Origin of the sequence: Acidovorax sp. NCPPB 3576 (genome assembly GCF_028473605.1) — a bacterium.
Taxonomy (GTDB): Bacteria; Pseudomonadota; Gammaproteobacteria; order Burkholderiales; family Burkholderiaceae_C; genus Paracidovorax.
Window position 1 is genome coordinate 3,344,988 of sequence record NZ_CP097267.1, and the last position, 25,246, is coordinate 3,370,233.

The window sequence follows — 25,246 nt, forward strand, 5'->3', positions numbered from 1 at the left end:
ACATGGCCGCCCGGGCACAGCCGCTCACACCGTGATGGACACCACGTCGCGGCGCACCAGCTGGCCCTTTTCGATGATGAACACGCCGAAGTCGGGCGTGGCGTCGCCGAACTTATCGAAGTCCAGCTTGCTGGACGCGCCTTCGTAGTTCACCTTGGCCTTCTTGCCCAGTTGGGCCTTGCCTTCGGCGAACGAGTACACGGCGGTGCCAGGCGCGTTGGACACCTCGCGCAGCTTGGCGTTGACCTGCTCCACCGTGGCCTTGGGGCCGGCCGCTTCCATGGCCAGGGCCAGCGAGATCACCATGTCGTAGGCCATGGCGGCGTAGATGTTGGTGGAGGCCGCCTTGCCCGTGGCCTTGGTGAAGGCCGCGTCGAACTGCGCGTACGACGTGCTCTTTTCGTTGGAGACCGTCTCCACCGAAATGATGCCTTCGCACACTTCGGCGCCCAGCGCCTTCACCAGGTCGGGGTTGGCCGCCCAGCCGGGGATGACCCACTTATTGTCGGCGCCGGACTGGAACCATTCGCGCAGGATGATGGTGGTGTCGGGCAGGTACGAGCCCATCACGATCACATCGGGCTTGGCCGCCAGGATCTTCTGCAGCTCGCTGCGGTAGCTGGGGCGGCTGGGCTCGTACGTGACGTGCGCCGCCACCTTGCCGCCGCGCTTTTCCCAGACCTTGGTGAAGCCTTCCACGTTGCCCAGGCCCGAGGCGTTGTTGAACGCCATGGTGGCCGGGCGCTTGAAGCCGCGCTTGGCGCAGATCTCGGCGAACGCCGCGCCGAAGCGGTCGTTGGTGGCCTGAAAGCGCCACACCAGGTCCTTGGTGTCGAGCGTGGAGATGGCGGGCGCTCCCGACACGTTCATCTGGATGATGCCGGCCGCATCGGTCAGCGGCATCACCGCCAGCGTCACGCCCGAGGCCCAGGTGCCCAGCACGGCCTGCACCTTGTTCACTTCGATCAGCTTCTTGGCGGCCAGCACGGCCGCATCCGGCTTGGTCTGGTCGTCTTCGGTGAAGAGTTCGAGCTTGCGTCCGCCCGCGCCACCCGCAGCATTGACCTCGTCCACCGCCAGGCGGATGGCCTGCTGCATGCCCGGGCCGTACGGGCTGCCCGCGCCGGTGATGGGCGTGAGCGAGCCGATGCGGAAGACCTCGCCCTGCTGGCTGAAACCGATGGAGGGAAGGCACTGCAGGGCGGCAGCGGCGCCGCCGAGCTTGACGAAATTTCTACGTTGCATGGTGTTCTCCGGTCAGGTCAGGGGGTTGGTGTCAGAGGTTGTTTTTCACGAAGGCGCCGTCCTTGACGATGGCGCGGATGCGCTCGCCCTGGTTCAGCAGGCAGGCGATGTCGGCGAGCGGGTTGCCGTCCACCAGCAACAGGTCGGCGATGGCGCCCGGCGTCACTTCGCCCAGCTGGCCCTGCTGCCCGAGGATCTCGGCGCCCACCAGCGTGGCCTGCTGCAGCACCGGGCCGTTGCCCAGCACGTCGGCGCGCAGGCGCAGTTCGTCGGCCTGCAGGTAATGCGTTTCGGCCAGCAGGTCGCTGCCCAGGCCCATCTTCACGCCGGCCTTGGCGAGGATCTCGATGGCCTGCCTGCCCTGGCCGCGCACCGAGTCGATCTTGGCGATGGACACCGCCGGCAGGCCGTAGCGCTCGCCCTCGTTGGCCAGGCCCTCGTAGGTGACGAGCGTGGGCACCATGAAGGCGCCCAGCTCGGCCATCAGCTCGGCCGTGGGGGCATCCACCAGGTTACCGTGCTCGATGGTGCGCACGCCGCAGCGCACGGCACGGGCGATGGCGCGGGGCGTGTAGGCATGGGCCATCACGTAGGTGTTGGCATTGGAGGCCTCCTCCACGATGGCGCGCAGCTCGGCTTCGGAATAGCCCAGGTTGTTGATCGGGTCGTTGGGCGAGGCCACGCCGCCCGAGGCCATGACCTTGATCTGCGTGGCGCCCTTCAGGATCTCTTCGCGCACCGCGAGGCGGCAGGCGTCCACGCCATCGACCACGCGGCCGATGTTGCCCAGCTTGTAGGCGCACGAACACACGTCCAGGTCGTCGTTGCGCTGGCGGAAGTCCGCATGCCCGCCCGTCTGCGACAGCGCCTTGCCCGAGGGGAAGATGCGCGGGCCCTGCACCAGCCCCGTGCGCACCGCTTCGGCCAGCGACCAGTCGCCGCCGCCCGCATCGCGCACCGAGGTGAAGCCGCGCTCCAGCATGCCCTTCATGATGGGCAGCGAGCGCAGCATGGTGAACACGTTCGGCATCCTGGCCACCGCACCCAGGTTGAACGACGAGGCCACCACGTGCACGTGGCAGTCGATCAGGCCGGGCATGAGCGTCATGCCGCGCGCATCGACCACCGTCGCGCCCTCGGGCGCCTCAAGGCCCTCGCCCATGGCGGCGATGCGGCCGTCCTGCACCAGCACCGAAACACCCGTGCGCAGCGCCAGGGCATGCACATCCAGCACGCGGCTGTTTTCAATCAACAAAGCGGTCATGAAAAGGAAGGTTCAAAAAAAGGGCTTCGAAATTACTCATGGGCTGCGGGCATCGATGGCCGGGGTCCCGCAATGTCCCGAAGGTGGTGCATGCTGGCACCTTCATTCGGGGAACACCGCCAAAACGCCGTCATCACGCCGTCACAGGTTGCATTTATCAGGCCAATGACCGCCGGCCGCAACGCCTAAAATCTCACCCGCCCATGACTACAGCTCATATCACTGCATGCGCCGCCTCTGCCCCACCCTCTCCGAATTGAATGCTTTCCACTCTGCGGCAAAGCACCACGCCTTCACCATGGCGGCCAAGGAGCTGTGCGTCACGCAAAGCGCCATCAGCCGCCACATCGCCTCGCTGGAGGACTACCTGGGCCAGAAGCTCTTCATCCGCCGTTCGTCGGGGCTGGAGCTGACCGATGCGGGCGCCACCTACCTCAACGCCACGCGCCCGGCCATCGCCGCGCTCGAATCGGCGACGGCCCAGCTCATGTCCTATGGCGGCGACGGCGGCGCGCTGAACCTCTCGGTGCCGCCCACGTTCGCGGCGCAGTGGCTGTTTCCGCGCCTGGGGCACTTCAAGCGCACGCTGCCGCAGGTGTCGCTGAACTTCGTGCGCTACCAGCACGCGCACGATTTCGCGGTGCCGCACGAGTTCGACGCCGCCATCCAGTACGGCTACGGCAACTGGCCCAGCGCCAACGCCCGCTACCTGATCGGGCAGGAAACCAGCATCGTGTGCAGCCCGCAACTGCGCGACACCCTGCCGCTGCGCACCAAGGCCGACCTGCAGCGCGCCACGCTGCTGCAGCACATCGAGGTGCCGCTGGCCTGGCACGACTGGATGGCCGCGAATGCGTGCGACACGGGCGGCAGCCGCTTCGGGCCGGGGTTCAACCTGTACTCGCTCATCATCCGCGCGGCGGTGTCGGGCTTCGGCGTGGGCATCGTGCCCACCTGCCTGGTGGAGGACGAACTGCAGGCCGGCACGCTGGTCGAGCCGCTGGGCCAGCGCTTCCAGAGCCCGCTGGGCTACTACCTGTGCGCGCCCACGGCACGCACCAACCTGTCGGTGTACCGGCTGGTGAGCGGCTGGCTGGAGCACTGCTGCAGCCACGCGGCGGGCACGGACCCGGGCGAAGGCACCTCGCCCGCGCCAGGGTGCATCTTCTGCGGGGCGGACCCGGCGGCGGCGCCGCAGTAAGGCCGAGGCGCCGCGCACGGCCTGCCTCAGGGCTGCCGGGGTCAGGGGCTGGAGGCGCCGCCGGGATCGGCCAACGACCGCACCGCATTGCGCCCGCCCTGCTTGGCGGCGTACAGCGCCGCATCGGCCTGGGCCAGCAGGGCCTGCGCGCTGTCGGGGGCACCGGGCGTCCAGTCGCAGCAGGCCAGGCCGCCGCTGACCGTCAGATAGCCGAAGGGGCTCTCGGGGTGCGGCATTTCCAGCGCCCGCACGGCCGCGCGCGCGGCGGAGGCCACCAGGGCCGCGCCGGATGCATCGGTTTCGGGCAGCACGATCACGAACTCCTCGCCGCCGTAGCGCGCCACCAGGTCGCCCGGCCGGCGCACCGAGGATTCCAGGGCCTTCGCCACCTGGCGCAGGCACTCGTCGCCGCTGGGGTGGCCGAAGAGGTCGTTGTATTTCTTGAAGAAGTCCACATCGAACATGACCACCGACACCGGCGTGCGGCTGCGCCGGCACCGGGCCATCGCGTCGGCGATGTGCCGGTCGTAGGCGCGGCGGTTGTACAGGCCCGTCAGGCCGTCGTGTTCTGCCAGGTGTTCCAGTTGGTCGTTGGCCAGCATCAGGGCATCGCGCGCCGCGGTCAGGTCGCGCTCGACATCGCGGCGGAGCCGGGCCGCCCGGATGACGCCGCCCCCGGCCAGCGCGATCACGGCCGTCAGCAGCAGGATGCCGAAAGCCTGCACCGAGGCCGCGCGGCGCCATTGGGCCAGCACTTCGTCTTCCGCCAGTGCCACGGCGATCAGCAACGGGTTGTTTCGGCCATGCTCGAAGCTGATCAGGCGGCGAACGCCGTCGATGGGCGATGGCGCGGTCGTCGTGCCGGCCCGGCTTTCCGCCAGGACGCGATAGAGGGCGGAATCGGCCAGGCTGCGCCCCAGGTCTTCGGTGAAGAAGGGGCGCCGGACCAGGATGGTGCCGTCGCCCAGCAGCAAGGCGATGGCCCCTTTCTCCCCGATCTTCAGCCCGTTGAGCAGGCCCAGCACATAGTCCACGCGGATCGTGCCCAGGGCCACGCCGGCGAACTGGCCATCGGCGTCGTCGATCCGCCGCGACACGGGGATCACCCACACGCCCGAGGAGCGGCTGACGATCGGCTTGCCGATGGCAACGCGCGTGCTCGGGCTGTCGCGGTGGTGGATGAAATAGGCACGGTCGGCATTGTTGGCCTGGGGGTTTTGCACCGGCTGCGAATTGACGAGCCAGCTGCCGTCCCGCCCGAAGATGAACATGCCGTGCAGGTGCTCGGCCTGGGCCACATGCGTCACCAGCACAGGCTGCAGGCGCTCCAGCGCCTCGGGCGACATGTCCGAGCGCTCCAGTTCGTACACCACGCTGGCAAGCACCCGGCCCACCTCGGCGAACATGGCATCGCTTTGCTGCGAGACCGCATGCGTGAGGTTGCGTGCCGAATCGGAGGCCTGCTGCCATTCGGCATCCCGCGCGCGCCAGGCCAGCCACACGTTGGAGGCGACCAGCAGCAACGCCACCAGCACGACGAACAGCACCGTCGAGGTGACGGAGCGGTCCTTGCCGGCGGGCGCCGGGGGGGTGGGAGGCGCCGGGGGGCGGGGCAAAACGACAGGCATTCAGCACGGTTCCGTAAGGGCCAGGGCGCTTTCAGGTTAGCACCGGCCCACGCATCGGTGAAGCGGCTTTCCCCTCGATGGCGCCGACCGGGCGCGCTGCGGGGCCGGCAGCGGCGCGACCGTCAAGCGAACAGGCCCTTGTGCTGCTCGCGCAGCAGGTTCTTCTGCACCTTGCCCATGGCGTTGCGCGGCAGCTCGGGCGCGATGAAGCAGCGCTTGGGAATCTTGAAGTTCGCCAGTTGCGATTTGAGCTGCCCCACGATGGCATCGCCATCCAGCCGCGCGCCGGGCTTGGGGGTCACCACGGCCACGCCGACCTCGCCGAAGTCGGGGTGCGGCACGCCGATGAGGGCGCTTTCGGCCACGCCGGGCATGTCGTTGATGTAGCCCTCGATCTCGGCCGGATAGACGTTGTAGCCGCCGCTGATGATGAGGTCCTTGCTGCGGCCCACGATGCCCACGTAGCCGCGCTCGTCCACGCGGCCCACGTCGCCGGTCTTGAACCAGCGGTGGCCGTCGGCATCGGTGCTGAACTCTTCCTGTGTCTTCTCGGGCATGCGCCAATAGCCCTTGAACACGTTGGGGCCGCGCACCTGGATGTTGCCGATCTCGCCCACGGGCAGCGGCACGCCCGCGTCGTCCACCACGCGCAGGTCCACGCCCGGCAGCGCAAAGCCCACGGTGCCGCCCCGGCGCTCGTCCTGGCCGCCGTGGCGCGGGTCCGCCGTGTAGGGGTTGGAGGTGAGCATGATGGTCTCGCTCATGCCGTAGCGCTCCAGGATGGTGTGGCCGGTGCGCTCCTGCCATTCCCGGAAGGTCTCGATCAGCAGCGGCGCCGAGCCCGCGATGAACAGGCGCATGTTCCGCACCGCCTCGCGGGTGAGGCCCGGCTCGGCCAGCAGGCGCACGTACAGCGTGGGCACGCCCATGAACACGGTGGCGCGCGGCATCGCGGCGATCACGGCGCGCGGGTCGAACTTGGCGAGCCAGATCATCTTGCTGCCGTTGAGCAGCGCCGCGTGGATGGCCACGAACAGGCCGTGCACGTGAAAGATGGGCAGCGCATGGATGAGCACGTCGCCACGCCCATCGGGGCCGCCGGTCTTCGTCCAGCCCCAGTAGTCCTTGAGTACCTGCGCGTTGGACAGCAGGTTGCCGTGCGTGAGCATGGCCCCCTTGCTGCGGCCGGTGGTGCCGCTGGTGTACAGGATGGCGGCCAGGTCGTCGGCCGCGCGTGGCGCGGGCAGGTGCGTGTCGCCCTGGTGTGCGGCGCGGTCCAGCAGGCTGCCGGTGCGGTCGTCGCCCAGCGTGAACACGTGCTGCGTGCCGGCCGTGAACGCGATCTTGGACACCCAGCCGAAGTTGCCCGGCGTGCACACCACCACGGCGGGCTCGGCGTTGCCCACGAAGTATTCGATCTCGCCGCTCTGGTAGGCGGTGTTCAACGGCAGAAAGACGTGGCCCGCGCGCAGCGTGGCCAGGTACAGCAGCAGCGCTTCGACCGATTTCTCGACCTGCACCGCGATGCGACTGCCGTCCGGCAGGCCGAGCGACGCCAGCAGGTTGGCGATGCGCGCGCTGGCCCGGTCCAGGTCGCTCCAGGTGTAGTGCAGGGGCGTGCCGTCGGCGGCGGTGGTTTCGACGGCGACCGCATCCAGGTCGTCCGGAAAGGCCGCGCGCAGGGCGGTGTACAGGTTGTGTTGGCTCATACGAGAAAAGGAAAGGATCGGTCGGGAATCAGAAAACGGGAGGGCGCTTGGCCAGGAAGGCCGTGATGCCTTCGCGGTGCTCGGGGCTGTCCGCGTAGGCATAGGGATCGGATTCGGCCAGGACTCCTGAATCGAATGCTACATTTTTTATAGCATCATGCCCTAGTGGAATATGCGCTGCAGGCCCTTTCAATGCCCGAAGCGTTTGCTTGTTCATGCGCGCGGCGGCGGGGGCGAGCGCGGCGATGCGGCGAGCGCTGGCCAGGGCCTCGGCGGCCAGTGCCTCGTCGGCCACCACGCGGTTCAGGAAACCCTGCGCCGCCATGGCCTCGGCCCCGAAGGTGGCGGCCTCCAGCAGCATCTGGCGCGCGATCAGCTCGCCCACCGCACCGGCCACGAGCTGCGCCTCGCGCGGGGCCATCGGAAAGCCCAGCCGCGCGATCGGCGCGCCGAAACGCGCCCCCGCGCCGGCGATGCGCACATCGCAGCAACTGGCGATCTCCACGCCCGCACCCATGCAGGCGCCGCGAATGCCCGCCACGATGGGCACGTCGCACGCCAGCATGGCCGCCAGGCCGCCCCACACGTCGGTTTCGTGGAAGTCGCGCAGCGCCTCGCGGTCGAAGCGGAAAGCCGGGTATTCGGAGATATCGCCGCCTGCGCAGAAGGCATCGCCCTCGCCTTGGATGAGCACACAGCGCGCACTGGGGTCGCCCTGCAGTTGCTCGAACACGCTGCGCAGTTGCCGCCACATGGCGCGCGACATGGCGTTGAGCCGCCCCGGGTGGTGCAGCACCACGCGCACCACCCCGGCAACGCCGTCCGCCGCATCGACCCGTTCCACCCCGATGTCACCCGCCATGTGCGCCTTCTCCCGCTTTTCCGCCCGCCCGGGGCCGCCGGTCAGTCGAGCTTGGCGCCCGAATCCTTGACCACCTTCGCCCAACGGCGAACCTCGGAGTGGACCATAGCGGCGAACTGCGGCTGCGTCAGCCCGCCATAGTCGGCGCCGTTCTTGGCCCACACGGCTTTCAGCTCTTCGGCGGTGCCCAGGCGCTGCGTCTCCTCGACGATGCGCGCCTGCAGCTCGGGCGGCGTGCCCTTGGGTGCCCACAGGCCGTACCAGGTGGTCACGGTGTAGTCGGGCAGGCCCACCTCGGCCGCGCAGGGCACGTCGGGGAAGGCCGGGTTGCGCCGGGCGCCGGCCACCATCAGCGCCTTGATCCGCCCGCCCTTGATGTGCGCGGCGGACGAGCCCAGCCCGTCGAACATCATGTCCACGTTGCCGCCGATCAGGTCCTGCAGCGCCGGGCCCGCGCCGCGGTAGGGAATGTGCGTGATGAAGGTGTTGGTCTGCAGCTTGAACAGCTCGCCCGCCAGGTGGTGCGAGGTGCCCGCGCCGGCCGAGGCGTAGTTGAGCTTGGCCGGGTTGCGCCGCAGAAAGTCCAGGAACTGCGGCATGGTGTTGGCCTGCACCGTGCGCGGGTTGACCACCACCACCTGCGGCACGTTGGCCAGCAGCGCGAGCGGGATGAAGTCCTTCTCGATGTCGTAGTCGAGCTTGGGGTACATCGCGGGCGCGATCACGTGGTGCGTGCCGCCCATGAACAGCGTATAGCCGTCGGGCTGCGCCTTGGCCGCGAAGCTGGCCCCGACGGTGCCGCCCGCGCCGCCGCGGTTGTCGATGATCAGCATCTTGCCGGTGGACTTGGCGAACTGCGCCGCGAACGGCCGCGCGAAGGCGTCCGTGCCGCCGCCGGCCGGGAACGGCACGACGAGGTTGACCGGCCGGTTCGGCCAGGGGTCGGCCGCCAACACCCGGCCGGTGGCCAGCGCCAGGCCGGCCGCGGCCGCGCCACGCAGCACGCCGCGGCGCTGCAAAGGGGAATGGTTCATGGTGTCTGTCTCCTGTCGTTATGTGTCTTTAGTCATGCATGCAAGGAAGGCGCTCATGGCGCCAGTGCCACCAGACCCGCGGGGCGAAAGGCTCGGGCGCTTCGGGATAAGCACGCGCCGGCCTCTTTTTGTCCCCGCTCACACCGCCTCAGTCCCGGCACAGGCTCTCGATGTCTCCCGACATCGGCACGCGGCCCTGCGCCAGCAGGCCGCGGTGTTTGTCGATCCGTTTCAGATCGTAGAGATAGTTGACCATCAGGCCGAACGATTGCTTGAGGCCCTTGGACGACGGGTCTCCCGCCCAGTTCAGGCGCTCCACGCGCGCGCCGTTGCCCAGGTGAAAGCGCGCCACCGGGTCCACCGGCTTGCCCTCGTGCAGCTCGCGCCCCAGGTAGCGGGCGGCACACTGCAGCAGCAACTGGCGCACGGGCGATTTGGCCGGCAGCTCCAGCGCCTGGTCGGCCGCGGCCAGCACGTGGGCGGCCTGCGGCGGCTCGAACCCCACGGCCTTGCCCAGCTCGGCGCGGCGCTTGTCATCGAGCGCATCGAGCGCGGCGGCGCAGTGCTTGGACAGCCACGACCGGAACCCCGGAATCGGCGACAGCGTGGCGAAGGTGCGCAGGCGCGGAAACTCCGCGTTCAGCGTCTCCACCACGTGCTTGATGAGCGAGTCGCCGAAGCTCACCCCGCGCAGCCCCGTCTGCGTGTTGCTGATCGAATAGAAGATCGCCGTGGTCGCCTTCGACAGATCGGACGGCGCCGCGCCCTCGTCCAGCAGCGGCGTGATGCTGCTGGACAGGTCGGCCACCAGCGCCACCTCCACGAAGATCAGCGGCTCGTTGGGCAGGCGCGGGTGGAAGAAGCCGTAGCAGCGCCGGTCGCTGTCCAGCCGGTTCTTCAGGTCCGCCCAACTGCGGATGTCGTGCACCGCCTCGTACTTGATGAGCTTTTCGATCAGCGAGGCGGGCGAATCCCACGACAGGCGCTTCAGCTCCAGGAACGCCACGTCGAACCAGGTGGAAAACAGCTGCTCCAGCTCGGCATCGAGCGCCAGCAGCCGCTTGTCGCCCTTGAGCTGCGGCAGCAGTTCGGCCCGCAGGTCGAGCAGAAAGCGCATGCCGTTCGGAAACACCGCAAAGCGCTGCAGCAGCCGCGTGCGCGGCGACACCAGCGCGCGGCGCAGGTGGATCTCGGCATGCGCCTCTTCCGCCGTGCCGGCCGCCGCCTCGTAGCGCTGGCGCGCCGACTTGAAGCGCGTGGCATCGGGCGCGAACTGCTCGCACAGCAGCAGCCACATGTCGCGCCGCTCCTCAGGCTCGGCCGCGTGGTACCAGGCGGCAACGGCCTCGGCGCGTCGCCCGCCCTCGACCTCGCTCACCTGCGGCGCGCCCACCTCCTGCAGGTCGGCCAGCAGGCGCCGCAGCGCGCGCGGCGACAGCGCCTCCTGGCCGCGGCGCAGCGTGGCCTGCAGGCGTTCGTGCGTGGAGCGCGGCACCGGCGCCTTGGCCGGGCCGCTGCCGGCGCCGTCGGCCGATCCGGTGGTCTTGTCGGCGGGGCGCAGGCGGGAGACGCTGCGCGAGATCCATTCCGCAGTGGCATTCATGGGGTGATCCTCGAAGGGGGGTTGCGGGCGATGTCGCGCAGCGCGGCGCGCTGGCGCACGAGGTGGGTGCGCATGGCCTCCTCGGCCGCCTCGGGGGCGCGCAGCTTGATGGCTTCGAACAATTCCAGGTGCTCGGCCAGGCTCTGCTGCAGCCGCCCCGGAGCGCGCAATTGCTGCAGGCGCGCCAGCCGCAGGATCTTGCGCAGATCGCCGATCACCTGGGCCAGCCAGCGGTTGTCGGCCAGCGTGATGAGGGCCTCGTGGATGGCATGGTTGGCCGCGTAGTACTCGCCGATGCGGCCGGCCGCGGCGTGTTCGCGCAGGCGTTCGTGCAGCACTTCCAGCGCGGCCAGGTCGGCCTCGCTGGCGCGCAGGGTGGCCTCGTGCGCGGCGCGGCCTTCCAGCAGGGCGATCACCGGGAAGATCTCGTCCAGGTCCCGCTCGGTCACCTCGGCCACGAAACAGCCCCGGCGCGGCTCGTGGCGCAGCAGGCCCTCGGCCACCAGCACCTTGAGCGCCTCGCGCAGCGGCGTGCGCGAGATGGCGAGCCGGTCGCACAGCGCGATCTCGTCCACGAACCCGCCCGGGGGCAACTGCCCGGCAAAGATCAGCTCGCGGATGCGCTCGGCGGCCTCGGAATGCAAGGACAGGGAGAGCGAGCGCGCGGTGGCGGGGAGGGACGACATGGCAAAGCGGCGTTGGGGCGGCGGTAGGGACGGCGGGGTGTGGCTCGATCGACCTCGCAAGCAGTGACAACGAAACGCAACCTGCCGGCATCGCGCGGCAATGTGCGTAATTTCACATAATTATGGCGATCGCCCCGCCACTTTCCCATCAGGGATTCCCTGGCCCGCGAAAACCCCCATGCAGTGGCGCCAAGCGGCCGGCCTGCTCGGCAGAAGTGGCCGGATCTGTGCGATGGTTGTCATTGCAGCCACTGCCCCGCCGCGCGACACTGCAGCGCATGACCCCACACCCCCGCCGCATCGCCTGCCTGCTGTTCCCCGGCTTCATGAGCCTGGACGTGGTCGGGCCGCTGCAGGTCTTCGCCTCCGCCAATGTCGAGATGGAGCGCCAGGGCCGCACGCCCGCCTATGCCCTGCAACTGGTGGCCGAGTCCGCCGGGCCTGTGGCGTGTTCCGCGGGCTTCGCCGTGGTGGCCGACACGGCGCGGCGCGCCGTGGCGCTTGCCGGCCTGGACACCCTGCTCGTGCCCGGCGGCATGGGCGTGGAGGCGCAACTGGACGACGCGGTCCTGCAGGACTGGCTGCGGCAGGCCGAGCGCGCCGCACGGCGCGTCGGATCGGTCTGCTCCGGCGCGCTGCTGCTGGCCCGCGCCGGCCTGCTGGACGGGCGGCCCGCCACCACCCATTGGGACAGCGTGGAAAGCCTGCGCCGGTGCCATCCGCAAGTCCAGGTGGCCGGCGACCGGCTGCACACCTACGACCCCGGCGGCATCGACGGCGACGGCCACGTCTTCACCTCGGCCGGGGTGACGGCGGGCATCGACCTGGCCCTGGCCTTGGTGGAACACGACCTGGGCCGCGCCATGGCGCTGGCCGTGGCCCGGCGCCTGGTGATGTACCTGCGCCGCCCGGGCGGGCAGGCGCAGTTCAGTCCGCTGCTAGCGCCCGATGCGGCGCACGCGCCGCGCCTCACGCCGCTCTTGGAATGGATTCCCGGCCACCTGGGCAGCGACCTGTCGCTGGACGCCCTGGCCGCCCGCGCCTGCATGCCGCCGCGCACCCTGACCCGCGTGTTCCAGCGCGAGCTGGGCACCACGCCCGCGCGCTATGTGGAGCGGGTGCGGGTGGAGGCGGCGTCGGCCCTGCTGGCGCATGCGCAGGCCTCGGTTTCCACCGTGGCGCGGCTGTGCGGGTTCCAGCACCCCGAGACGCTGCGGCGCGCCTTCCACAAGCACCGGGCCGTGAGCCCGCAGGCCTATGCCGAGCGCTTCGGCGCTGGGACGGCCGGCGCGGCGCGGCCGGGCTGACGCGGCGGCCGGCAAGGACAGCCCCGGGTCGCTGCGGCCGGTCCATCGCACCGCGCCACGGCTCGAACGACCTTCCTTTCGCGTTTCTTTATCCATCCCTCACAGGCCCTGCCATGCTGCTTCGCAACCCCGCCATCCGTCTGCTGTTCGCCGGCCAGGCGCTCTACTGGTCGTGCTCCATCATCGGCATCACCCTCACGTCCCTCGTCGGGCTGCGGCTGTCGCCGTGGGGCGCGCTCGCCACCCTGCCGCTGGCGCTGCTGGTGCTGGGCAACCTGCTGGCCGTGTCGCCGCTGTCGCTGTTCATGCAGCGCCGCGGCCGGCGGCCCGGCCTGATGCTGGGCGCCGCCTTCGGCGTGGCCGGGGGCCTGGTGTGCGCGCTGGCCGTGGCGGCGGGCAGCTTCGCGCTGCTGTGCCTGGGCACGGCGTGCATCGGCGTGTACCAGGCCTCGGCGGGCTACTACCGCTATGCCGCGCTGGAGGCCGTGGACCCGCGCCACAAAGGCCGGGCCGCGGCCTGCGTGGTGGGCGGGGGCCTGTGCGCCGCGCTGCTCGCGCCGGCCGTGGCAGTGGGCTCGCGCGATGCGCTGGCCACGCCCTTCGTGGGCTCCTACCTGGCCATCGCGGCCCTGGCGGCGCTGGGCGTGGCCACCATGGCGCGGCTGCGCGAGGGCGTGGCGCCGCAGCCAGCCGCCGCCGGGCGCGCGGTGCTGCTCGCGCTGCTGCGGCGCCCCGCCCTGCGCGCCGCCGTGGGCATGACGGCCATCGGCCACGGCCTGATGATCCTGGCGATGAACGCCACCCCGCTGGCCATGGATGGGTGCGGCTTCTCCACGGCCCAGGCGGCGCGGGTGATCCAGTGGCACGTGGTGGGCATGTTCCTGCCAGCGTTCTTCGCCGGCCCGCTGGTGGACCGCTGGGGCAGCCGGCGCGTGGCCGGCGCGGGCGCCCTGGCGCTGGTGGCCAGCGCCACGGTGGCGCTGTCGGGCCTGGGGTTCGCGCAGTTCCTGGCCAGTTCGCTGCTGCTGGGCGTGGGCTGGAACCTGATGCTGATCGCCGGCACCACGCTGCTGTCCGAAAACCATGCGGAGCACGAACGCGGCCCGGCCCAGGCGCTGATGGAGCTGTGCAACGGCGGCATGGCCGTGGCCATGTCGTTCGGCTCGGGCGCACTGCTGTCGGGCATCGGCTGGACCGCCATCAATGCGGCCATGCTGGGCCTGCTGGCCGTGGCGCTGGGCCTGCTGTGGTCGATGGCGCCGCGGCGCGCGGCGGCCTGAGGGCCGATCACCGCCGATGCGCGCCCAAGGCGTTTGCTACATTTTTTATAGCAACATGCCCTAGTGCTTATTGCGGTGGAGGCCTTTTTTGCCTCAAGCCCTTTGCAGCACGGGCTGACGCCGCGCCCACACCCACATGGCGATGCCGGCAACGATCATGGGCACGCACAGCCATTGGCCCATGCTCATGCCCAGCGAGAGGATGCCCAGGAACGCATCCGGCTCGCGGAAGTATTCGGCGATGAAGCGGAAGCTGCCGTAGCCCACCAGGAAGGCCGCGGCCACCTCGCCCTGGCGGCGCTCGCGGCGGGCATAGAGCCACAGCAGCACGAACAGCAGCACGCCCTCCAGCAGGAACTGGTACACCTGCGACGGGTGGCGCGGCAGCAGCGAGCCGCTTTGCGGGAACACCATGCCCCAGGGCAGGTCCGGGCTGCTGAACCGCCCCCACAACTCGCCGTTGATGAAGTTGCCCACGCGCCCGGCCGCCAGCCCCGTCGGCACGCACGGCGCCACGAAGTCGGCCACCTGCAGCCAGGGCCGCCTGCGCGAATGCGCGAACCACACCATGGAGGCGATCACGCCCAGCAGCCCGCCATGGAAGCTCATGCCGCCCTGCCAGATGTAGAAGATCTCCAGCGGGTTGGACAGGTAGTAGCCCGGCTTGTAGAACAGGCAGTAGCCCAGCCGCCCCCCCGCCACCACGCCCACCACGCCGAGAAAGAGAATGTCCTCCACGTCGCGCCGCGTCCAGGCGCCGGGCCCGGTGATGGAGGCGAAGGGCTCGTGGCGCAGGCGCCGCACCCCGAGGAACATGAACAGCGCGAAGGCCGCCAGATAGGTCAGGCCGTACCAGTGGATGGCCAGCGGGCCCACTTGCAGGGCGATGGGGTCGATTTGGGGGTACATCAGCATGGTGGGCGGTATTGTGCCCGCGCGGCATGGCGGTTCCGGCCGGCGCCCTGGAGCGGCGGCCGCTGCGGCGACGGCGCGGCGCGCCGGCCGGCCAGGCGCCGCCGCAGTCCGCCCAGAGGACTTCGTCATCGCATTCCGCCGGGCGGGATATGGGCCGAATCGGGCCCATGCCGGCGTTTTGATTGCCTTCGACGCTATTTAATTGATAGCACCAATCCCACGCGCCCGGCCGACGACCCCGATCAGCCCGTGGTGGTGACTTCATAATTGATAACGCTTCTCATTCTTCTAACCGCTTTCCGCCGCCGGCGTTCCTCTCCCGGCCTTTCACGGCCTCGCCATGGACCCCGGCCCGCCGGCCGCAAAGCCCGCTCCTGAACACCATGCACCGACACGCCAGCCGCGCAGAACCCCGCTTCGCCCCCACCCCGCTCGCCCGCCTCGTCCGCCATTGCGTCGGCGCCGGCCTTCTCATCGCCGCCACCGGCGCCGGCGCGCAGACCGCCGCCCGGACGGCGCTCGACGAAGTGGTCGTGTCCGACCAGGCCGAGGCCATCGGCGGCCTGCAAAAGACCTACTCGGGCGGCCAGTTCGCGCGCGGCGGCAACCTGGGCATCCTGGGCAACACCGATCTGATGAACGTGCCGTTCAGCACCACCAACTACACCTCGGAGCTGATCGACAACCAGCAGGCACGGACCGTGGCCGATGTGGTGATGAACGACGCCTCGGTGCGCACGCTCACCTCGCGCGGCGGCTTCGGCGACGACTTCCAGGTGCGGGGCTTCACCCTCTCCAACAGCGACATCAGCATGAACGGGCTGTTCGGCCTGGCGCCGTCCACCAGCATCCCGCTGGAGACCATCGAGCGCGTCGAAGTGCTCAAGGGCCCCGGCGCGCTGACCAATGGCGTGGGCCCCGGCGGCAGCGTCGGCGGCAGCATCAACGTGGTGACCAAGCGCGCGGGCGACGTGCCGCTCACGCGGCTGACCACCACCTACATGGGCAAGGCACAGTTCGGCACCCACCTGGACGTGGGCCGCCGTTTCGGCGAAGACAACCAGTGGGGCGTGCGCGTGAACGGCCTGGTGCGCGGCGGCGAGGGCAACATCGACGGCGGCAAGCAGAACCTGGGCCTGGGCTCGGTCGGCTTGGACTACGCCGGCGCCCGCACGCGCTGGTCGCTGGACGCCTTCGCCACGCGCGGTGAAACGAAAGAGTTCCGGCCCCAGATCAACTTCGCCGGCACGGCCGCGACCGTTCCGGCGGTGCCCGACGCGCGGCTCAACTTCTACCCCGGCACCAAGCTGCAGGACAACGTGAAGACGGTCATGTCGCGCCTGGAGCACGACCTGAACGACCGCACCACGGTCTATGGCAGCGTGGGCTACATGGACATGGACTACGAGCAGACCTTCCCCAGCGGCCGGCCCGACGCGCTGGGCAACTTCCGTGTGTCGAACGCCTACTACGACCAGTACACGAAGTCCAAGGCCGCCGACGTCGGCCTGCGCACGCGCTTCAAGACCGGCAGCGTCGGCCACACGCTGGCCCTGGGCGCGAACTACCTGAACCAGGAAACGGGCTACTTCTACGCCACCTCGGCCACGACCAACGCCTCCAACCTGTACAACCCCTCGCCCCTGCCCGCCATGACCGTGGCGCGCGGCGCGCCCGGCAAAAGCTCGGTCACCGACCAGTCCAGCCTGGCGCTGGCCGACACCATGGCCTTCCTCGACGACCGCCTGCTGGTGACCCTGGGCGTGCGCCACCAGACCATGGAGCAGGAAAACTTCACGCCCACCACGGGCGTCTCCACCAGCCGCTACGACAAGAGCGCCGTGACGCCGCTGGCGGGCGTGGTGTTCAAGCCGGCCAGGAACATCTCGGTCTATGCCAACTACACCGCGGGCCTCACCCGCGGCGCCACCGCTGGCGTCACCACCGCCAATGCCGGCGAGACCTTCGCCCCGCAAAAATCCAAGCAGCACGAAGTGGGCGTGAAGGTGGACTGGGGCCAGCTCACCACGCAGGCCGCCATCTACCAGATCAAGAAGCCCAGCGCGGTCACCGACCCGGTCACCAATGTGTACAGCTTCGGCGGCGAGCAGCGCAACCGCGGCCTGGAGCTGACGGCCTACGGCGAAGTCCAGCGCGGCCTGCGCCTGATGGCCAGCGCCGCGTTCAACGACGCCAAGCTCACCCGCACCGCAGGCGGCCTGAACCAGGGCAACCACGCTGCCGGCGTGCCGGACCGCACCTTCAACCTGGGCCTGGACTGGGACACGCCCTGGGTGCAGGGCCTGAGCCTGAACGGCCGCGTCATCCACACCTCGCCGGTCTATGCCGACGCCGCCAACCGCCTGCGCGTGGGCAACTGGACGCGCCTGGACATCGGCGCCCGCTACGCCACCAAGGTCTCCGGCAAGCCCGTGGTGCTGCGCGCCAGCCTGGAAAACGCGTTCGACAAGAACTACTGGGTGGTCAGCAACTACGTGACCGTGGGCGCGCCCCGCACGGTGATGCTGTCGGCGGCTGTGGATTTCTGAGGCTAGGTGGCCTGGCAGGAAATTAGAGGCCCGAGCAACGCCGCCGACGTTGCCGTGTCAGACTCATGGTGCAGAGGACGCTGAACCTCGAGGCGCGCCGGTGGGGTGCAGAATCTGCTCCAGCTTTTCGCGGATCGCTTCCGGTTTGCTTCCACTGCGGTTGATGGTTTCGCAATTCCCCAGCGCCGTTTCTTTGGACGGACTCGGGGACCGAGCGTAGCGCAGCGACTCGCAGTCGCACCGCAAACGGGCTTTCAAGGCCTTTGTCCGCTGACTCCGAACTTCGGCCACCCAGCATGCGTCGGCGCAGCCGCAGGAGCGGTAGTTGAGCACTTCGCCGCGGTAAGGCCAGTCCAAGCGATAGATACCTGCTCCTCCAGCGTGCGCAATCGCAGCGGTGAAGACAAAACAAAGCACCAAAGTGCTGCGCAGGACACGCCGTGCGGAGACGGGTTTGTCAAAAGGCCTCTTTGGACATGGTGAGTTTTAACGCCTTGATGTTTTCAATCCCAAATGTTTTTCGTAAATCTCGACGGTCTTTGTCATCCCCTCGACTGTCCAGGCCAAAGCATCGTCGGGACCGTTTGGATTGCGTCCGCTGGAAAACACGATGATTGGACGTTGCGGGCTGTTGACGGGCGGCAGTCCATAGCTCATCAACACCCAGTCGCCCGCAAGCCGCGTCGTGCGACCGTTGGCATCGGGGAACGGGTGAATGCTGACAAGGCGCTGCACTGTCGCAGCAGACAATTCAGCGGGACTCATTCTGCCTTGAGCCACCTGAGCAGACGCCTGTTCAAACCATTCATCAAACTGAGCCATCTCCGCACCCACTTCTCGCTCGTCCACTACAGCAGCTGCAGAGCCCCCCTGGGGAAAACCGGTCGGTTGCCGACGAAACTCCCCAAAGCGAGCGCCAAGTTTTTCAAAAGCATCGGGGTCATTGAAAGGATCGGTGCCGTTGCCAAGCATCGCATTCAGGCGCTTGAGATGGTCGGTATCCAACGGCTGGTGCTGGCCGATCCATTCTTTGATTTGATGATTGGCGGCCTTCCAATTGCGCCCTGCCAGTGGTGTTGATTGCGCGGTATTGGAGAGACCGGCCCTGCCCTGATCCACTTCCAAGCGGGCGGCCTCTGTCTTCTGTGCCACTTTAGCGCCGCCGGTTTCGATCAGCTTCTGGATCGTTCCCCAGTGCTTTTGCACTTGCTTGAGTTTGGCGTCTTGCTCTTTGCGCACAGGCGGACTGATGGGTTGGTTTAAAACCAAGTCCATCAGGCGGATCTGCGTCCCTCGCGTGCCGACATGCACCTTTTTGAAGTTCAGGCCTGGTGGAAGCTGCTGCATGGCCGTGTTGTCCGCTAAGTTCAGCGACTTCAGCTTTGGGAGGGCCCCAATACCAGAAGGAATGCTCGAGAACGAGCAACCTTTCAATTCCAGATGTTCAATATTGGGGCTCTCGCCTAATTTCTCTGGCAAATGGCTGAGCCTCGGATTATCAGAGAGATCGATTTGCCGGATTTTTGGGCCCATCCCGCCTTCCGGCAAGGCCACCAAATTACAACGGGTTGCCTCGATCACCTCGAATTTTTTCAAATCCGCCATCGATGCAGGGAGTTCGGTCAAATGGCCGTTATTTTTAATCTCCAGCATGACCAACTCCCCCGCCTGACCGATATTTTCCGGCAACTCATGCAGGTCACAATCGTTTGCCTGGATGCGGGCCAATGCGGGGGCGTAAGCCAGATCGGGCGGCAAATTTTTGAGTGAAGGGTTGCCATTCACAATGAGGTTTCCCAAATGTGGCAGCAAGAAAAGCCCATCCGGAAGACTGCTCAGATGTTTCCCTTCCAAGTCTAGAACGAAGGACTCCTGCTCGTGGGCCTTGAGAATTTTGGTTTTTACCGACTGGGGACCTGACCAATTCGTCAAAAAATCTTGGAGCATTTCCCTTTGCTCGCTTTTGCTCTGTGGCAATACTGGCCTGATTTCCGCCCTGCCCGATCGACCCCTTATCGAGGGAGACATCATCAGGGCAGACCCTGGCTCGGATGCGACCCGCTCGGCAATTTCCGTCATCCTTCGCCGATCCAGCGCAGGTCCACGGGGCTGAAACGCAAATGCCTTTCTTGGAGCAGACGAACTGGAACTCGATGAGTTGCCCTCGACGCGTGGAGGCAAATCAGATGGGCGATGGAGCGCAGCCCGATGCCTGAGAGGCGGGCGTTGGGTACTCGGCCCTTCCCCTGATGCAGTCGGGTTACTACGACGTGATGATGAATCAATGGGCGATGACTTCATTAGGGGATTCCATAGCAATTCGTAAAATCATCTTAAAAAATGCAGAGCGAACCCAATGATCGAGCGCGAAGCAATGGAAAAAATAACGAATTTCCTCTCGCTTGACGAATTGACAGCCCCTGATGCAGTCGGGTTACTACGACGTGATGATGAATCAATGGGCGATGACTTCATTAGGGGATTCCATAGCAATTCGTAAAATCATCTTAAAAAATGCAGAGCGAACCCAATGATCGAGCGCGAAGCAATGGAAAAAATAACGAATTTCCTCTCGCTTGACGAATTGACAGCACATCTCTTTGTTGAAAGTCGAGCATCTTTCCTGCAATTGACCATCGATGCACGAAATACCGATCGGCTCCAACAACGCCGAGCACTCTCGTCATCAAAGCACCCCCAACGCGAACGCTTCTGATCCCGGTACGCATGCAGAGCGCTGGCAGGGGGACTTTCACCCGCGGGCCGGGCGGCCGCGCGATACTCCTGCCCTGATTCCAAGGAAAACACATGCAGGGAAACCCACAGGTCATCGATTATTTCAAGGACCTGCTGCGCGGCGAACTGGCCGCGCGCGATCAATACTTCATCCATTCGCGCCTGTACGAAGACCAGGGCTTCGTGAAGCTCTACACGCGGATCGACCATGAGATGCAGGAAGAGACCCAGCACGCCGACGCGCTGCTGCGGCGCATTCTCTTCCTGGGCGGCATGCCCGACATGCGCCCCAAGGAGTTCACGCCCGGCACCACGGTGCCCGAGATGCTGCGCAAGGACCTGGCCACCGAATACGAAGTGCGCGCCGCGCTGCAGCAAGGCATGGCCCTGTGCGAAAGCGTGCGGGACTACGTGAGCCGCGACCTGCTGCTCGCCCAGTTGCGCGACACCGAGGAAGACCACGCCTACTGGCTGGAAAAGCAGATCGGCCTGATCGACAAGGTCGGCCTGCAGAACTACCTGCAGACGCAATCGGCCTCCGCGGACTGAACCTGCGCCCGGCCAAGGCGCGCATGCCAGGGCGGTGTGCGCGCCTCTTGATTCAAGACGTTTTATGCCTTCTGCCGCCGGTTTTATTGCGGTGGCAGCTATTCATTCAATAGCAAATCATTCTCTTGCGGGCTTCCCGATGGCCTGCCCTGTTCCGCGCCGTGAAGCGACTGCACGAAGGCCACGAACCGCACCAGGGCCGGGCTGGCGGCCTTCGCGTTCCACACGAGCCGGGTATCGCATTCGGGCAGTGCTGCCGGCCCTTTCCGGCGTGACGGCGCCGCCACGCGGCGATAGACCACGCCGGTGCGCTGGAACTGCATCACGCTCTGCGGCACGAAGGCCAATCCCAGGCCGGCCGCCACCAGGTTGACGATGGTCTGCATCTGGATGGCTTCCTGCGCCACCTGCGGCGAGTGCCCGGCCGCGTGGTAGAGCGCGAAGATCGCGTCGTACACCGACGGCAGGATGCGGCGCGGAAAGATCACCAGCGGCTCGGCCAGCACGGCGGCCAGCGGCGGGTCTTTGGCCTGCACCGCCAGCGGGTGCGCTGCGGGCAGCGCCAGCACCAGCGGCTCGCGCGCCACGCGCAGGCCGGCCAGGCCCGGCGGGGCGAACTGCGGCGAGTGCAGCAGCAGGCCGGCATCGATCTCCCCGCGCTCCAGCAACTGCAGCTGCACGTCGCCCGTGGCCTCGACCAGTTCCAGCGACACCTGCGGGCAGGCGCTGCGAAAGGCGCGCACCCAGGCGGGCAACTGCTCGAAGCCCACGGTGGACACGAAGGCCAGCCGGATGCGACCGACCTCGCCCTGCGCCGCGGCCCGGGCGCGCGCCGGCAGGGCCTGCGCGCGTGCCAGCACCTCGCGCACATCGGGCAGCAACGCCTCGCCGGCCGGCGTGAGCGCGACGCGGCGGCGCGTGCGGTCGAACAGCAGCAGGCCCAGCGCGCGCTCCAGCTGGGCGATCGCCTGGGTGAGCGGGGGCTGGGTCATGTGCAGGCGCTGCGCGGCGCGCCCGAAATGCAGCTCTTCCGCCACGGCCAGGAACTGGCGCCACACACGCAGCTCGATCAATGCGTCATTCATATGCCAAGCATATCAATAGCCCCTTGAAAACGGATTGGAACCAATCAATCAAACAGCGCATACTCCGCGCTGCCCCGAAAGCCGCAGGCCCTCCCGACGCTGGCCCGGCAGCACAAAAATTTCCTCCCACGAAGGACGCCCCATGGAAAACCAACCCCTGCAGATCAACCGCCGCAGCGCCAATATCACCGAAGGCAAGTCGCGCGCGCCCAACCGCTCCATGTACTACGCGATGGGCTACGAAGAAGGCGACTTCAAGAAGCCCATGGTGGGCGTGGCCAACGGGCACAGCACGATCACGCCGTGCAACTCGGGCCTGCAGAAGCTGGCCGATGCGGCCATCCAGGGCATCGAAGAGGCCGGCGGCAATGCCCAGGTGTTCGGCACCCCCACCATCAGCGACGGCATGGCCATGGGCACCGAAGGCATGAAGTACAGCCTGGTGAGCCGCGAGGTCATCAGCGACTGCATCGAGACCTGCGTGCAGGGCCAGTGGATGGACGGCGTGGTCGTCGTGGGCGGCTGCGACAAGAACATGCCCGGCGGCCTGATGGGCATGCTGCGCGCCAACGTCCCGGCCATCTATGTCTATGGCGGCACCATCCTGCCGGGCCGCTACAAGGGCCAGGACCTGAACATCGTGAGCGTGTTCGAGGCCGTGGGCCAGAACGCCGCCGGCAACCTGAGCGACTTCGACCTCAAGGAGATCGAAAAGCGCGCCATTCCCGGCACGGGATCGTGCGGTGGCATGTACACCGCCAACACCATGTCCAGCGCGTTCGAGGCGCTGGGCATCAGCCTGCCCTACTCCAGCACCATGGCCAACCCGCACGACGAGAAGCAGAACTCGGCCAAGGAATCGGCCAAGGTGCTGATCGAGGCGATCAAGAAGGACATCCGCCCACGCGACATCGTGACCAAGAAGTCCATCGAGAACGCCGTGGCCGTGATCATGGCCACCGGCGGCTCGACCAACGCGGTGCTGCACTTCCTGGCCATCGCGCACGCGGCGGACGTGGAATGGTCCATCGACGACTTCGAACGCGTGCGCCAGAAGACACCCGTGCTGTGCGACCTCAAGCCCAGCGGCAAGTACCTGGCCGTGGACCTGCACCAGGCCGGCGGCATTCCGCAGGTCATGAAGGTGCTGCTGAACGCCGGCCTGCTGCACGGCGACTGCCTCACCATCGAAGGCAAGACCATCGCCGAGGTGCTCAAGGACGTGCCGGACGCGCCCCGCGCCGACCAGGACGTGATCCGCCCCATCGACCGGCCCATGTACGAGCAGGGCCATCTGGCCATCCTCAAGGGCAACCTGAGCCCCGAGGGCGCGGTCGCCAAGATCACGGGCCTGAAGAACCCCGTCATCACCGGCCCGGCGCGCGTGTTCGATGACGAGCAGTCGGCCCTGAAGGCCATCCTGGACGGCAAGATCGTGGCGGGCGACGTGATGGTGCTGCGCTACCTGGGCCCCAAGGGCGGCCCCGGCATGCCCGAGATGCTGGCCCCCACGGGAGCGCTGATCGGCGCGGGCCTGGGCGAGAGCGTGGGCCTCATCACCGACGGGCGCTTCTCCGGCGGCACCTGGGGCATGGTCGTGGGCCACGTGGCGCCGGAAGCGGCGGCGGGCGGCACCATCGCGTTCGTGAACGAAGGCGACTCGATCACCATCGACGCGCACACGCTGCGGCTGGAGCTGAACGTGCCCGAGGCCGAACTGGCCCGCCGCCGCGAAGGCTGGACGCCGCCCGCTCCACGCTACACGCGCGGCGTGCAGGCCAAGTTCGCCTTCAATGCCGCCAGCGCCAGCAAGGGCGCGGTGCTGGACGCCTATTGATCCACGCCGGCCGCGCACCGGCCATCGCAAAAGACAAAGCCCGCGGCCGGTCAGGCGCGCGGGCTTTGGTTTGAAGGGTGGGTGCCGATCGGGACAGTGCGTTCAGCGGCGGTTGCGCGGCTGGATGCCCAGGGCTTCCTTGTTCTTGTTGATGCGGTCCTGCTTGCGCTGGTCCATCCGCTCCATGGCGCGGCGCTTGGTGTAGCCGGTGGCGTCGGCCCAGGTCCACCAGGCCAAAGCCACGGCGAAGGGGGACAGCACCCACCACCACGACCACAGGGCCACGGGCCCGATTTCGAGGTATTTGAGCAGCACAAGAAGCACTCCCAGACCCAGCGCGTACATGGCGATCTCCTGTGCGGTACGGACTTTACGTGGCGGGGGTCAACCCCCACCACTACAATTTCATTGAGCCGGATACTAACCCACAACCCACAGGAAAACCCCCGATGAAGCGCACCCTGATCACCCTCGCGATGGCCCTGTCGGTGGCCGCGCCGGCCCTGGCCGACCAGGCCCTTGCCACCTCGAAAAACTGCATGGCCTGCCATGCGGTGGACAAGAAGCTGGTGGGTCCGTCGTTCAAGGACGTGGCCGCCAAATACGCCGACCAAAAGGATGCGGTGGACAAGCTGGCCGCCAAGATCATGAAGGGTGGCTCGGGCGTGTGGGGGCCGGTGCCCATGCCGGCCAATGCCCAGGTGAACGATGCCGACGCCAAGAAGCTGGCTGCCTGGGTGCTGTCGCTGAAGTAAATCCAACCCTCGCTGCCGATCAAAACAAACGCCGCGCTGCACGGGACCCGTGCAGCGCGGCGTTTGTTTTGGAGGGGCGGCAGCGGGCGGGCCGCCCAGTCAACCCCACGACTTACGCAAAAAGGGGCTCAGGCAAGGCGCTCGCTTTTGGGCAAAGCCGTTGCTGCATCCTTGTTTGCGTAAGTCCTAAACCCATTACGTCAGATCGGATCGATGCGGGAATCGACGCGCGGAGTCCCACGCAGTTGGTGTTCGAGCTGGCCCACATAGGCCGCCGTGGTGTTGTCCGACTCCTGCGCGCGTTGGGCCAGGTGCAGTTCCATCGCATCGATGCGCGCGATGAGCGCTGCGTGGGACTGCAGGTTCTGGTTTTCGAGAAAAACGCGCAGTTCGGTGAAGCGGGAGGCTTCGGCCTTGTCGGCCAGGTCGCGCTGGGCCGTCATTTCCTTGGCATGGCGGCGCGTCTCCAGCAACACCGAGCCTTGCAGCGACAGCACATAGGCGATGAAGAACACGCCCAGCAGCACGGTCAGCCCCAGCATGAGCAGGCCCAGCGGCGCTTCGAAGGAGGTCAGCCCCAGGGAAATGATGGAAGGGGTGGCCAGCGTGGTCCAGTTGAGCGCGGCCAGCACGGCCATGGCGGCCACGATGACCAGCAGCGCGATGGTTCTGAAATTCATGTCAATCTCCCGGAAGGTGTCGAAATCCGCAGCTGGGGGCAGGTGCGGTTGGGGGACGTTTTTAACCTGAGCAGCGGCGGTTATCGCGGGCTGGAAATTGAAACCGGCACTGTCCTACAGTGCGGGCCGGGCGTGAAAAAACCACCGAACGGAAGCGTGCGGTGGTTTTGATGGGGACAGAAACCCACGTTTGAAAGAATGCCTGCGCGCCTGCGGCGCTTTTAGGCCCGTCGGTTGGCGCCAGTCACCGAGATGAGGGATTTTGCCGTCACTCACATCGCCTGCGGCGATATGAGTGCCGTCAAACCCTGCGAGCGCTTC

General features: G+C 67.5%; 21 protein-coding genes. 8 read left to right on the forward strand and 13 right to left on the reverse strand.

What is annotated here, in order from left to right; translation table 11 throughout:
• Window positions 1-24: 24 nt before the first annotated feature.
• Both M5C98_RS15430 and M5C98_RS15435 read right to left on the reverse strand, forming a co-directional pair.
• Window positions 25-1,245 carry an ABC transporter substrate-binding protein gene (locus M5C98_RS15430; protein ID WP_272548320.1) on the reverse strand — a complete coding sequence of 407 codons (1,221 nt, stop codon included), beginning with the start codon at window positions 1,243-1,245 and terminating at the stop codon, window positions 25-27.
• Window positions 1,246-1,276: 31 nt separating this feature from the next.
• Window positions 1,277-2,509, reverse strand: coding sequence for a metal-dependent hydrolase family protein (locus tag M5C98_RS15435; protein WP_272548321.1), 1,233 nt, complete (start codon window positions 2,507-2,509; stop codon window positions 1,277-1,279).
• 256 nt (window positions 2,510-2,765) lie between these two features.
• On the opposite strand from M5C98_RS15435, the gene M5C98_RS15440 reads away from it, so the two are divergent.
• On the forward strand, window positions 2,766-3,710 hold the full coding sequence (locus M5C98_RS15440) for a LysR substrate-binding domain-containing protein (protein ID WP_272548322.1): 945 nt from the start codon (window positions 2,766-2,768) through the stop codon (window positions 3,708-3,710).
• A 41-nt stretch (window positions 3,711-3,751) separates the two neighbouring features.
• Here M5C98_RS15440 and M5C98_RS15445 read toward each other — a convergent pair whose 3' ends face one another.
• The 6 genes from M5C98_RS15445 to M5C98_RS15470 all read right to left on the reverse strand — a co-directional run bounded on the left by M5C98_RS15445 (window position 3,752) and on the right by M5C98_RS15470 (window position 11,232).
• Window positions 3,752-5,338 (reverse strand): sensor domain-containing diguanylate cyclase, encoded by a 1,587-nt coding sequence (locus tag M5C98_RS15445; RefSeq protein ID WP_272548323.1) that lies wholly within the window; start codon window positions 5,336-5,338, stop codon window positions 3,752-3,754.
• Window positions 5,339-5,460: 122 nt separating this feature from the next.
• Window positions 5,461-7,047 (reverse strand): malonate--CoA ligase, encoded by a 1,587-nt coding sequence (locus M5C98_RS15450; RefSeq protein WP_272548324.1) that lies wholly within the window; start codon window positions 7,045-7,047, stop codon window positions 5,461-5,463.
• A 28-nt stretch (window positions 7,048-7,075) separates the two neighbouring features.
• Window positions 7,076-7,909, reverse strand: coding sequence for an enoyl-CoA hydratase/isomerase family protein (locus M5C98_RS15455; protein ID WP_272548325.1), 834 nt, complete (start codon window positions 7,907-7,909; stop codon window positions 7,076-7,078).
• Between the two features lie 41 nt (window positions 7,910-7,950).
• Window positions 7,951-8,943 carry a Bug family tripartite tricarboxylate transporter substrate binding protein gene (locus M5C98_RS15460; RefSeq protein WP_272548326.1) on the reverse strand — a complete coding sequence of 331 codons (993 nt, stop codon included), beginning with the start codon at window positions 8,941-8,943 and terminating at the stop codon, window positions 7,951-7,953.
• Window positions 8,944-9,091: 148 nt separating this feature from the next.
• The gene (locus M5C98_RS15465; RefSeq protein WP_272548327.1) at window positions 9,092-10,546 is read right to left on the reverse strand and encodes a malonyl-CoA decarboxylase; all 1,455 of its coding nucleotides are present in this window, start codon (window positions 10,544-10,546) and stop codon (window positions 9,092-9,094) included.
• Window positions 10,543-11,232: a GntR family transcriptional regulator gene (locus M5C98_RS15470; protein WP_272548328.1), complete on the reverse strand. Its 690-nt coding sequence runs from the start codon at window positions 11,230-11,232 to the stop codon at window positions 10,543-10,545. Before M5C98_RS15470 ends, M5C98_RS15465 begins: the two co-directional genes overlap by 4 nt.
• A 278-nt stretch (window positions 11,233-11,510) precedes the next feature.
• On the opposite strand from M5C98_RS15470, the gene M5C98_RS15475 reads away from it, so the two are divergent.
• A complete protein-coding gene (locus M5C98_RS15475) occupies window positions 11,511-12,539 on the forward strand; it encodes a GlxA family transcriptional regulator (RefSeq protein ID WP_272548329.1) in 1,029 nt (342 codons plus the stop codon).
• A gap of 113 nt (window positions 12,540-12,652) precedes the next feature.
• Window positions 12,653-13,819, forward strand: a complete 1,167-nt coding sequence (locus M5C98_RS15480) for an MFS transporter (protein WP_272548330.1) — start codon at window positions 12,653-12,655, stop codon at window positions 13,817-13,819.
• A gap of 93 nt (window positions 13,820-13,912) precedes the next feature.
• On the opposite strand, the gene lgt is transcribed toward M5C98_RS15480, so the two are convergent.
• Window positions 13,913-14,734, reverse strand: coding sequence for a prolipoprotein diacylglyceryl transferase (gene lgt / locus M5C98_RS15485; protein WP_272548331.1), 822 nt, complete (start codon window positions 14,732-14,734; stop codon window positions 13,913-13,915).
• A 383-nt stretch (window positions 14,735-15,117) separates the two neighbouring features.
• Between lgt and M5C98_RS15490 the strand changes: the two genes are divergently transcribed.
• On the forward strand, window positions 15,118-17,283 hold the full coding sequence (locus M5C98_RS15490; protein ID WP_272548332.1) for a TonB-dependent receptor: 2,166 nt from the start codon (window positions 15,118-15,120) through the stop codon (window positions 17,281-17,283).
• 486 nt (window positions 17,284-17,769) lie between these two features.
• Here M5C98_RS15490 and M5C98_RS15495 read toward each other — a convergent pair whose 3' ends face one another.
• The gene (locus tag M5C98_RS15495; RefSeq protein ID WP_272548333.1) at window positions 17,770-19,230 is read right to left on the reverse strand and encodes a Fic family protein; all 1,461 of its coding nucleotides are present in this window, start codon (window positions 19,228-19,230) and stop codon (window positions 17,770-17,772) included.
• Window positions 19,231-19,813: 583 nt separating this feature from the next.
• On the opposite strand from M5C98_RS15495, the gene M5C98_RS15500 reads away from it, so the two are divergent.
• A complete protein-coding gene (locus M5C98_RS15500) occupies window positions 19,814-19,999 on the forward strand; it encodes a hypothetical protein (protein WP_272548334.1) in 186 nt (61 codons plus the stop codon).
• 92 nt (window positions 20,000-20,091) lie between these two features.
• Window positions 20,092-20,568 carry a bacterioferritin gene (gene bfr / locus M5C98_RS15505; protein ID WP_272548335.1) on the forward strand — a complete coding sequence of 159 codons (477 nt, stop codon included), beginning with the start codon at window positions 20,092-20,094 and terminating at the stop codon, window positions 20,566-20,568.
• 98 nt (window positions 20,569-20,666) lie between these two features.
• On the opposite strand, the gene M5C98_RS15510 is transcribed toward bfr, so the two are convergent.
• A complete protein-coding gene (locus M5C98_RS15510) occupies window positions 20,667-21,653 on the reverse strand; it encodes a LysR family transcriptional regulator (protein WP_272548336.1) in 987 nt (328 codons plus the stop codon).
• Between the two features lie 142 nt (window positions 21,654-21,795).
• On the opposite strand from M5C98_RS15510, the gene ilvD reads away from it, so the two are divergent.
• Complete coding sequence (ilvD, locus tag M5C98_RS15515) at window positions 21,796-23,490, forward strand: dihydroxy-acid dehydratase (RefSeq protein ID WP_272548337.1); 1,695 nt, start codon at window positions 21,796-21,798, stop codon at window positions 23,488-23,490.
• 102 nt (window positions 23,491-23,592) lie between these two features.
• Here the strand turns inward: ilvD and M5C98_RS15520 are convergent, their stop codons facing one another.
• Window positions 23,593-23,835 carry a TIGR04438 family Trp-rich protein gene (locus tag M5C98_RS15520; RefSeq protein ID WP_272548338.1) on the reverse strand — a complete coding sequence of 81 codons (243 nt, stop codon included), beginning with the start codon at window positions 23,833-23,835 and terminating at the stop codon, window positions 23,593-23,595.
• A 104-nt stretch (window positions 23,836-23,939) separates the two neighbouring features.
• Here M5C98_RS15520 and M5C98_RS15525 point away from each other — a divergent pair, with 104 nt between their 5' ends.
• Window positions 23,940-24,245 (forward strand): c-type cytochrome, encoded by a 306-nt coding sequence (locus tag M5C98_RS15525; RefSeq protein ID WP_272548339.1) that lies wholly within the window; start codon window positions 23,940-23,942, stop codon window positions 24,243-24,245.
• Window positions 24,246-24,445: 200 nt separating this feature from the next.
• Here the strand turns inward: M5C98_RS15525 and M5C98_RS15530 are convergent, their stop codons facing one another.
• Window positions 24,446-24,925 (reverse strand): LapA family protein, encoded by a 480-nt coding sequence (locus tag M5C98_RS15530; RefSeq protein WP_272548340.1) that lies wholly within the window; start codon window positions 24,923-24,925, stop codon window positions 24,446-24,448.
• Between the last annotated feature and the right edge of the window lie 321 nt (window positions 24,926-25,246).

Bases quoted from the DNA above. Each gene is read 5' to 3' on its own strand.
- M5C98_RS15430 (WP_272548320.1), bottom strand. From the start codon at position 1,245: ATGCAACGTAGAAATTTCGTCAAGCTCGGCGGCGCCGCTGCCGCCCTG.
- M5C98_RS15435 (WP_272548321.1), bottom strand. From the start codon at position 2,509: ATGACCGCTTTGTTGATTGAAAACAGCCGCGTGCTGGATGTGCATGCC.
- M5C98_RS15445 (WP_272548323.1), bottom strand. From the start codon at position 5,338: ATGCCTGTCGTTTTGCCCCGCCCCCCGGCGCCTCCCACCCCCCCGGCG.
- M5C98_RS15450 (WP_272548324.1), bottom strand. From the start codon at position 7,047: ATGAGCCAACACAACCTGTACACCGCCCTGCGCGCGGCCTTTCCGGAC.
- M5C98_RS15455 (WP_272548325.1), bottom strand. From the start codon at position 7,909: ATGGCGGGTGACATCGGGGTGGAACGGGTCGATGCGGCGGACGGCGTT.
- M5C98_RS15460 (WP_272548326.1), bottom strand. From the start codon at position 8,943: ATGAACCATTCCCCTTTGCAGCGCCGCGGCGTGCTGCGTGGCGCGGCC.
- M5C98_RS15465 (WP_272548327.1), bottom strand. From the start codon at position 10,546: ATGAATGCCACTGCGGAATGGATCTCGCGCAGCGTCTCCCGCCTGCGC.
- M5C98_RS15470 (WP_272548328.1), bottom strand. From the start codon at position 11,232: ATGTCGTCCCTCCCCGCCACCGCGCGCTCGCTCTCCCTGTCCTTGCAT.
- M5C98_RS15475 (WP_272548329.1), top strand. From the start codon at position 11,511: ATGACCCCACACCCCCGCCGCATCGCCTGCCTGCTGTTCCCCGGCTTC.
- M5C98_RS15480 (WP_272548330.1), top strand. From the start codon at position 12,653: ATGCTGCTTCGCAACCCCGCCATCCGTCTGCTGTTCGCCGGCCAGGCG.
- lgt (WP_272548331.1), bottom strand. From the start codon at position 14,734: ATGCTGATGTACCCCCAAATCGACCCCATCGCCCTGCAAGTGGGCCCG.
- M5C98_RS15490 (WP_272548332.1), top strand. From the start codon at position 15,118: ATGCACCGACACGCCAGCCGCGCAGAACCCCGCTTCGCCCCCACCCCG.
- M5C98_RS15495 (WP_272548333.1), bottom strand. From the start codon at position 19,230: ATGCTCCAAGATTTTTTGACGAATTGGTCAGGTCCCCAGTCGGTAAAA.
- M5C98_RS15500 (WP_272548334.1), top strand. From the start codon at position 19,814: ATGATCGAGCGCGAAGCAATGGAAAAAATAACGAATTTCCTCTCGCTT.
- bfr (WP_272548335.1), top strand. From the start codon at position 20,092: ATGCAGGGAAACCCACAGGTCATCGATTATTTCAAGGACCTGCTGCGC.
- M5C98_RS15510 (WP_272548336.1), bottom strand. From the start codon at position 21,653: ATGAATGACGCATTGATCGAGCTGCGTGTGTGGCGCCAGTTCCTGGCC.
- ilvD (WP_272548337.1), top strand. From the start codon at position 21,796: ATGGAAAACCAACCCCTGCAGATCAACCGCCGCAGCGCCAATATCACC.
- M5C98_RS15520 (WP_272548338.1), bottom strand. From the start codon at position 23,835: ATGTACGCGCTGGGTCTGGGAGTGCTTCTTGTGCTGCTCAAATACCTC.
- M5C98_RS15525 (WP_272548339.1), top strand. From the start codon at position 23,940: ATGAAGCGCACCCTGATCACCCTCGCGATGGCCCTGTCGGTGGCCGCG.
- M5C98_RS15530 (WP_272548340.1), bottom strand. From the start codon at position 24,925: ATGAATTTCAGAACCATCGCGCTGCTGGTCATCGTGGCCGCCATGGCC.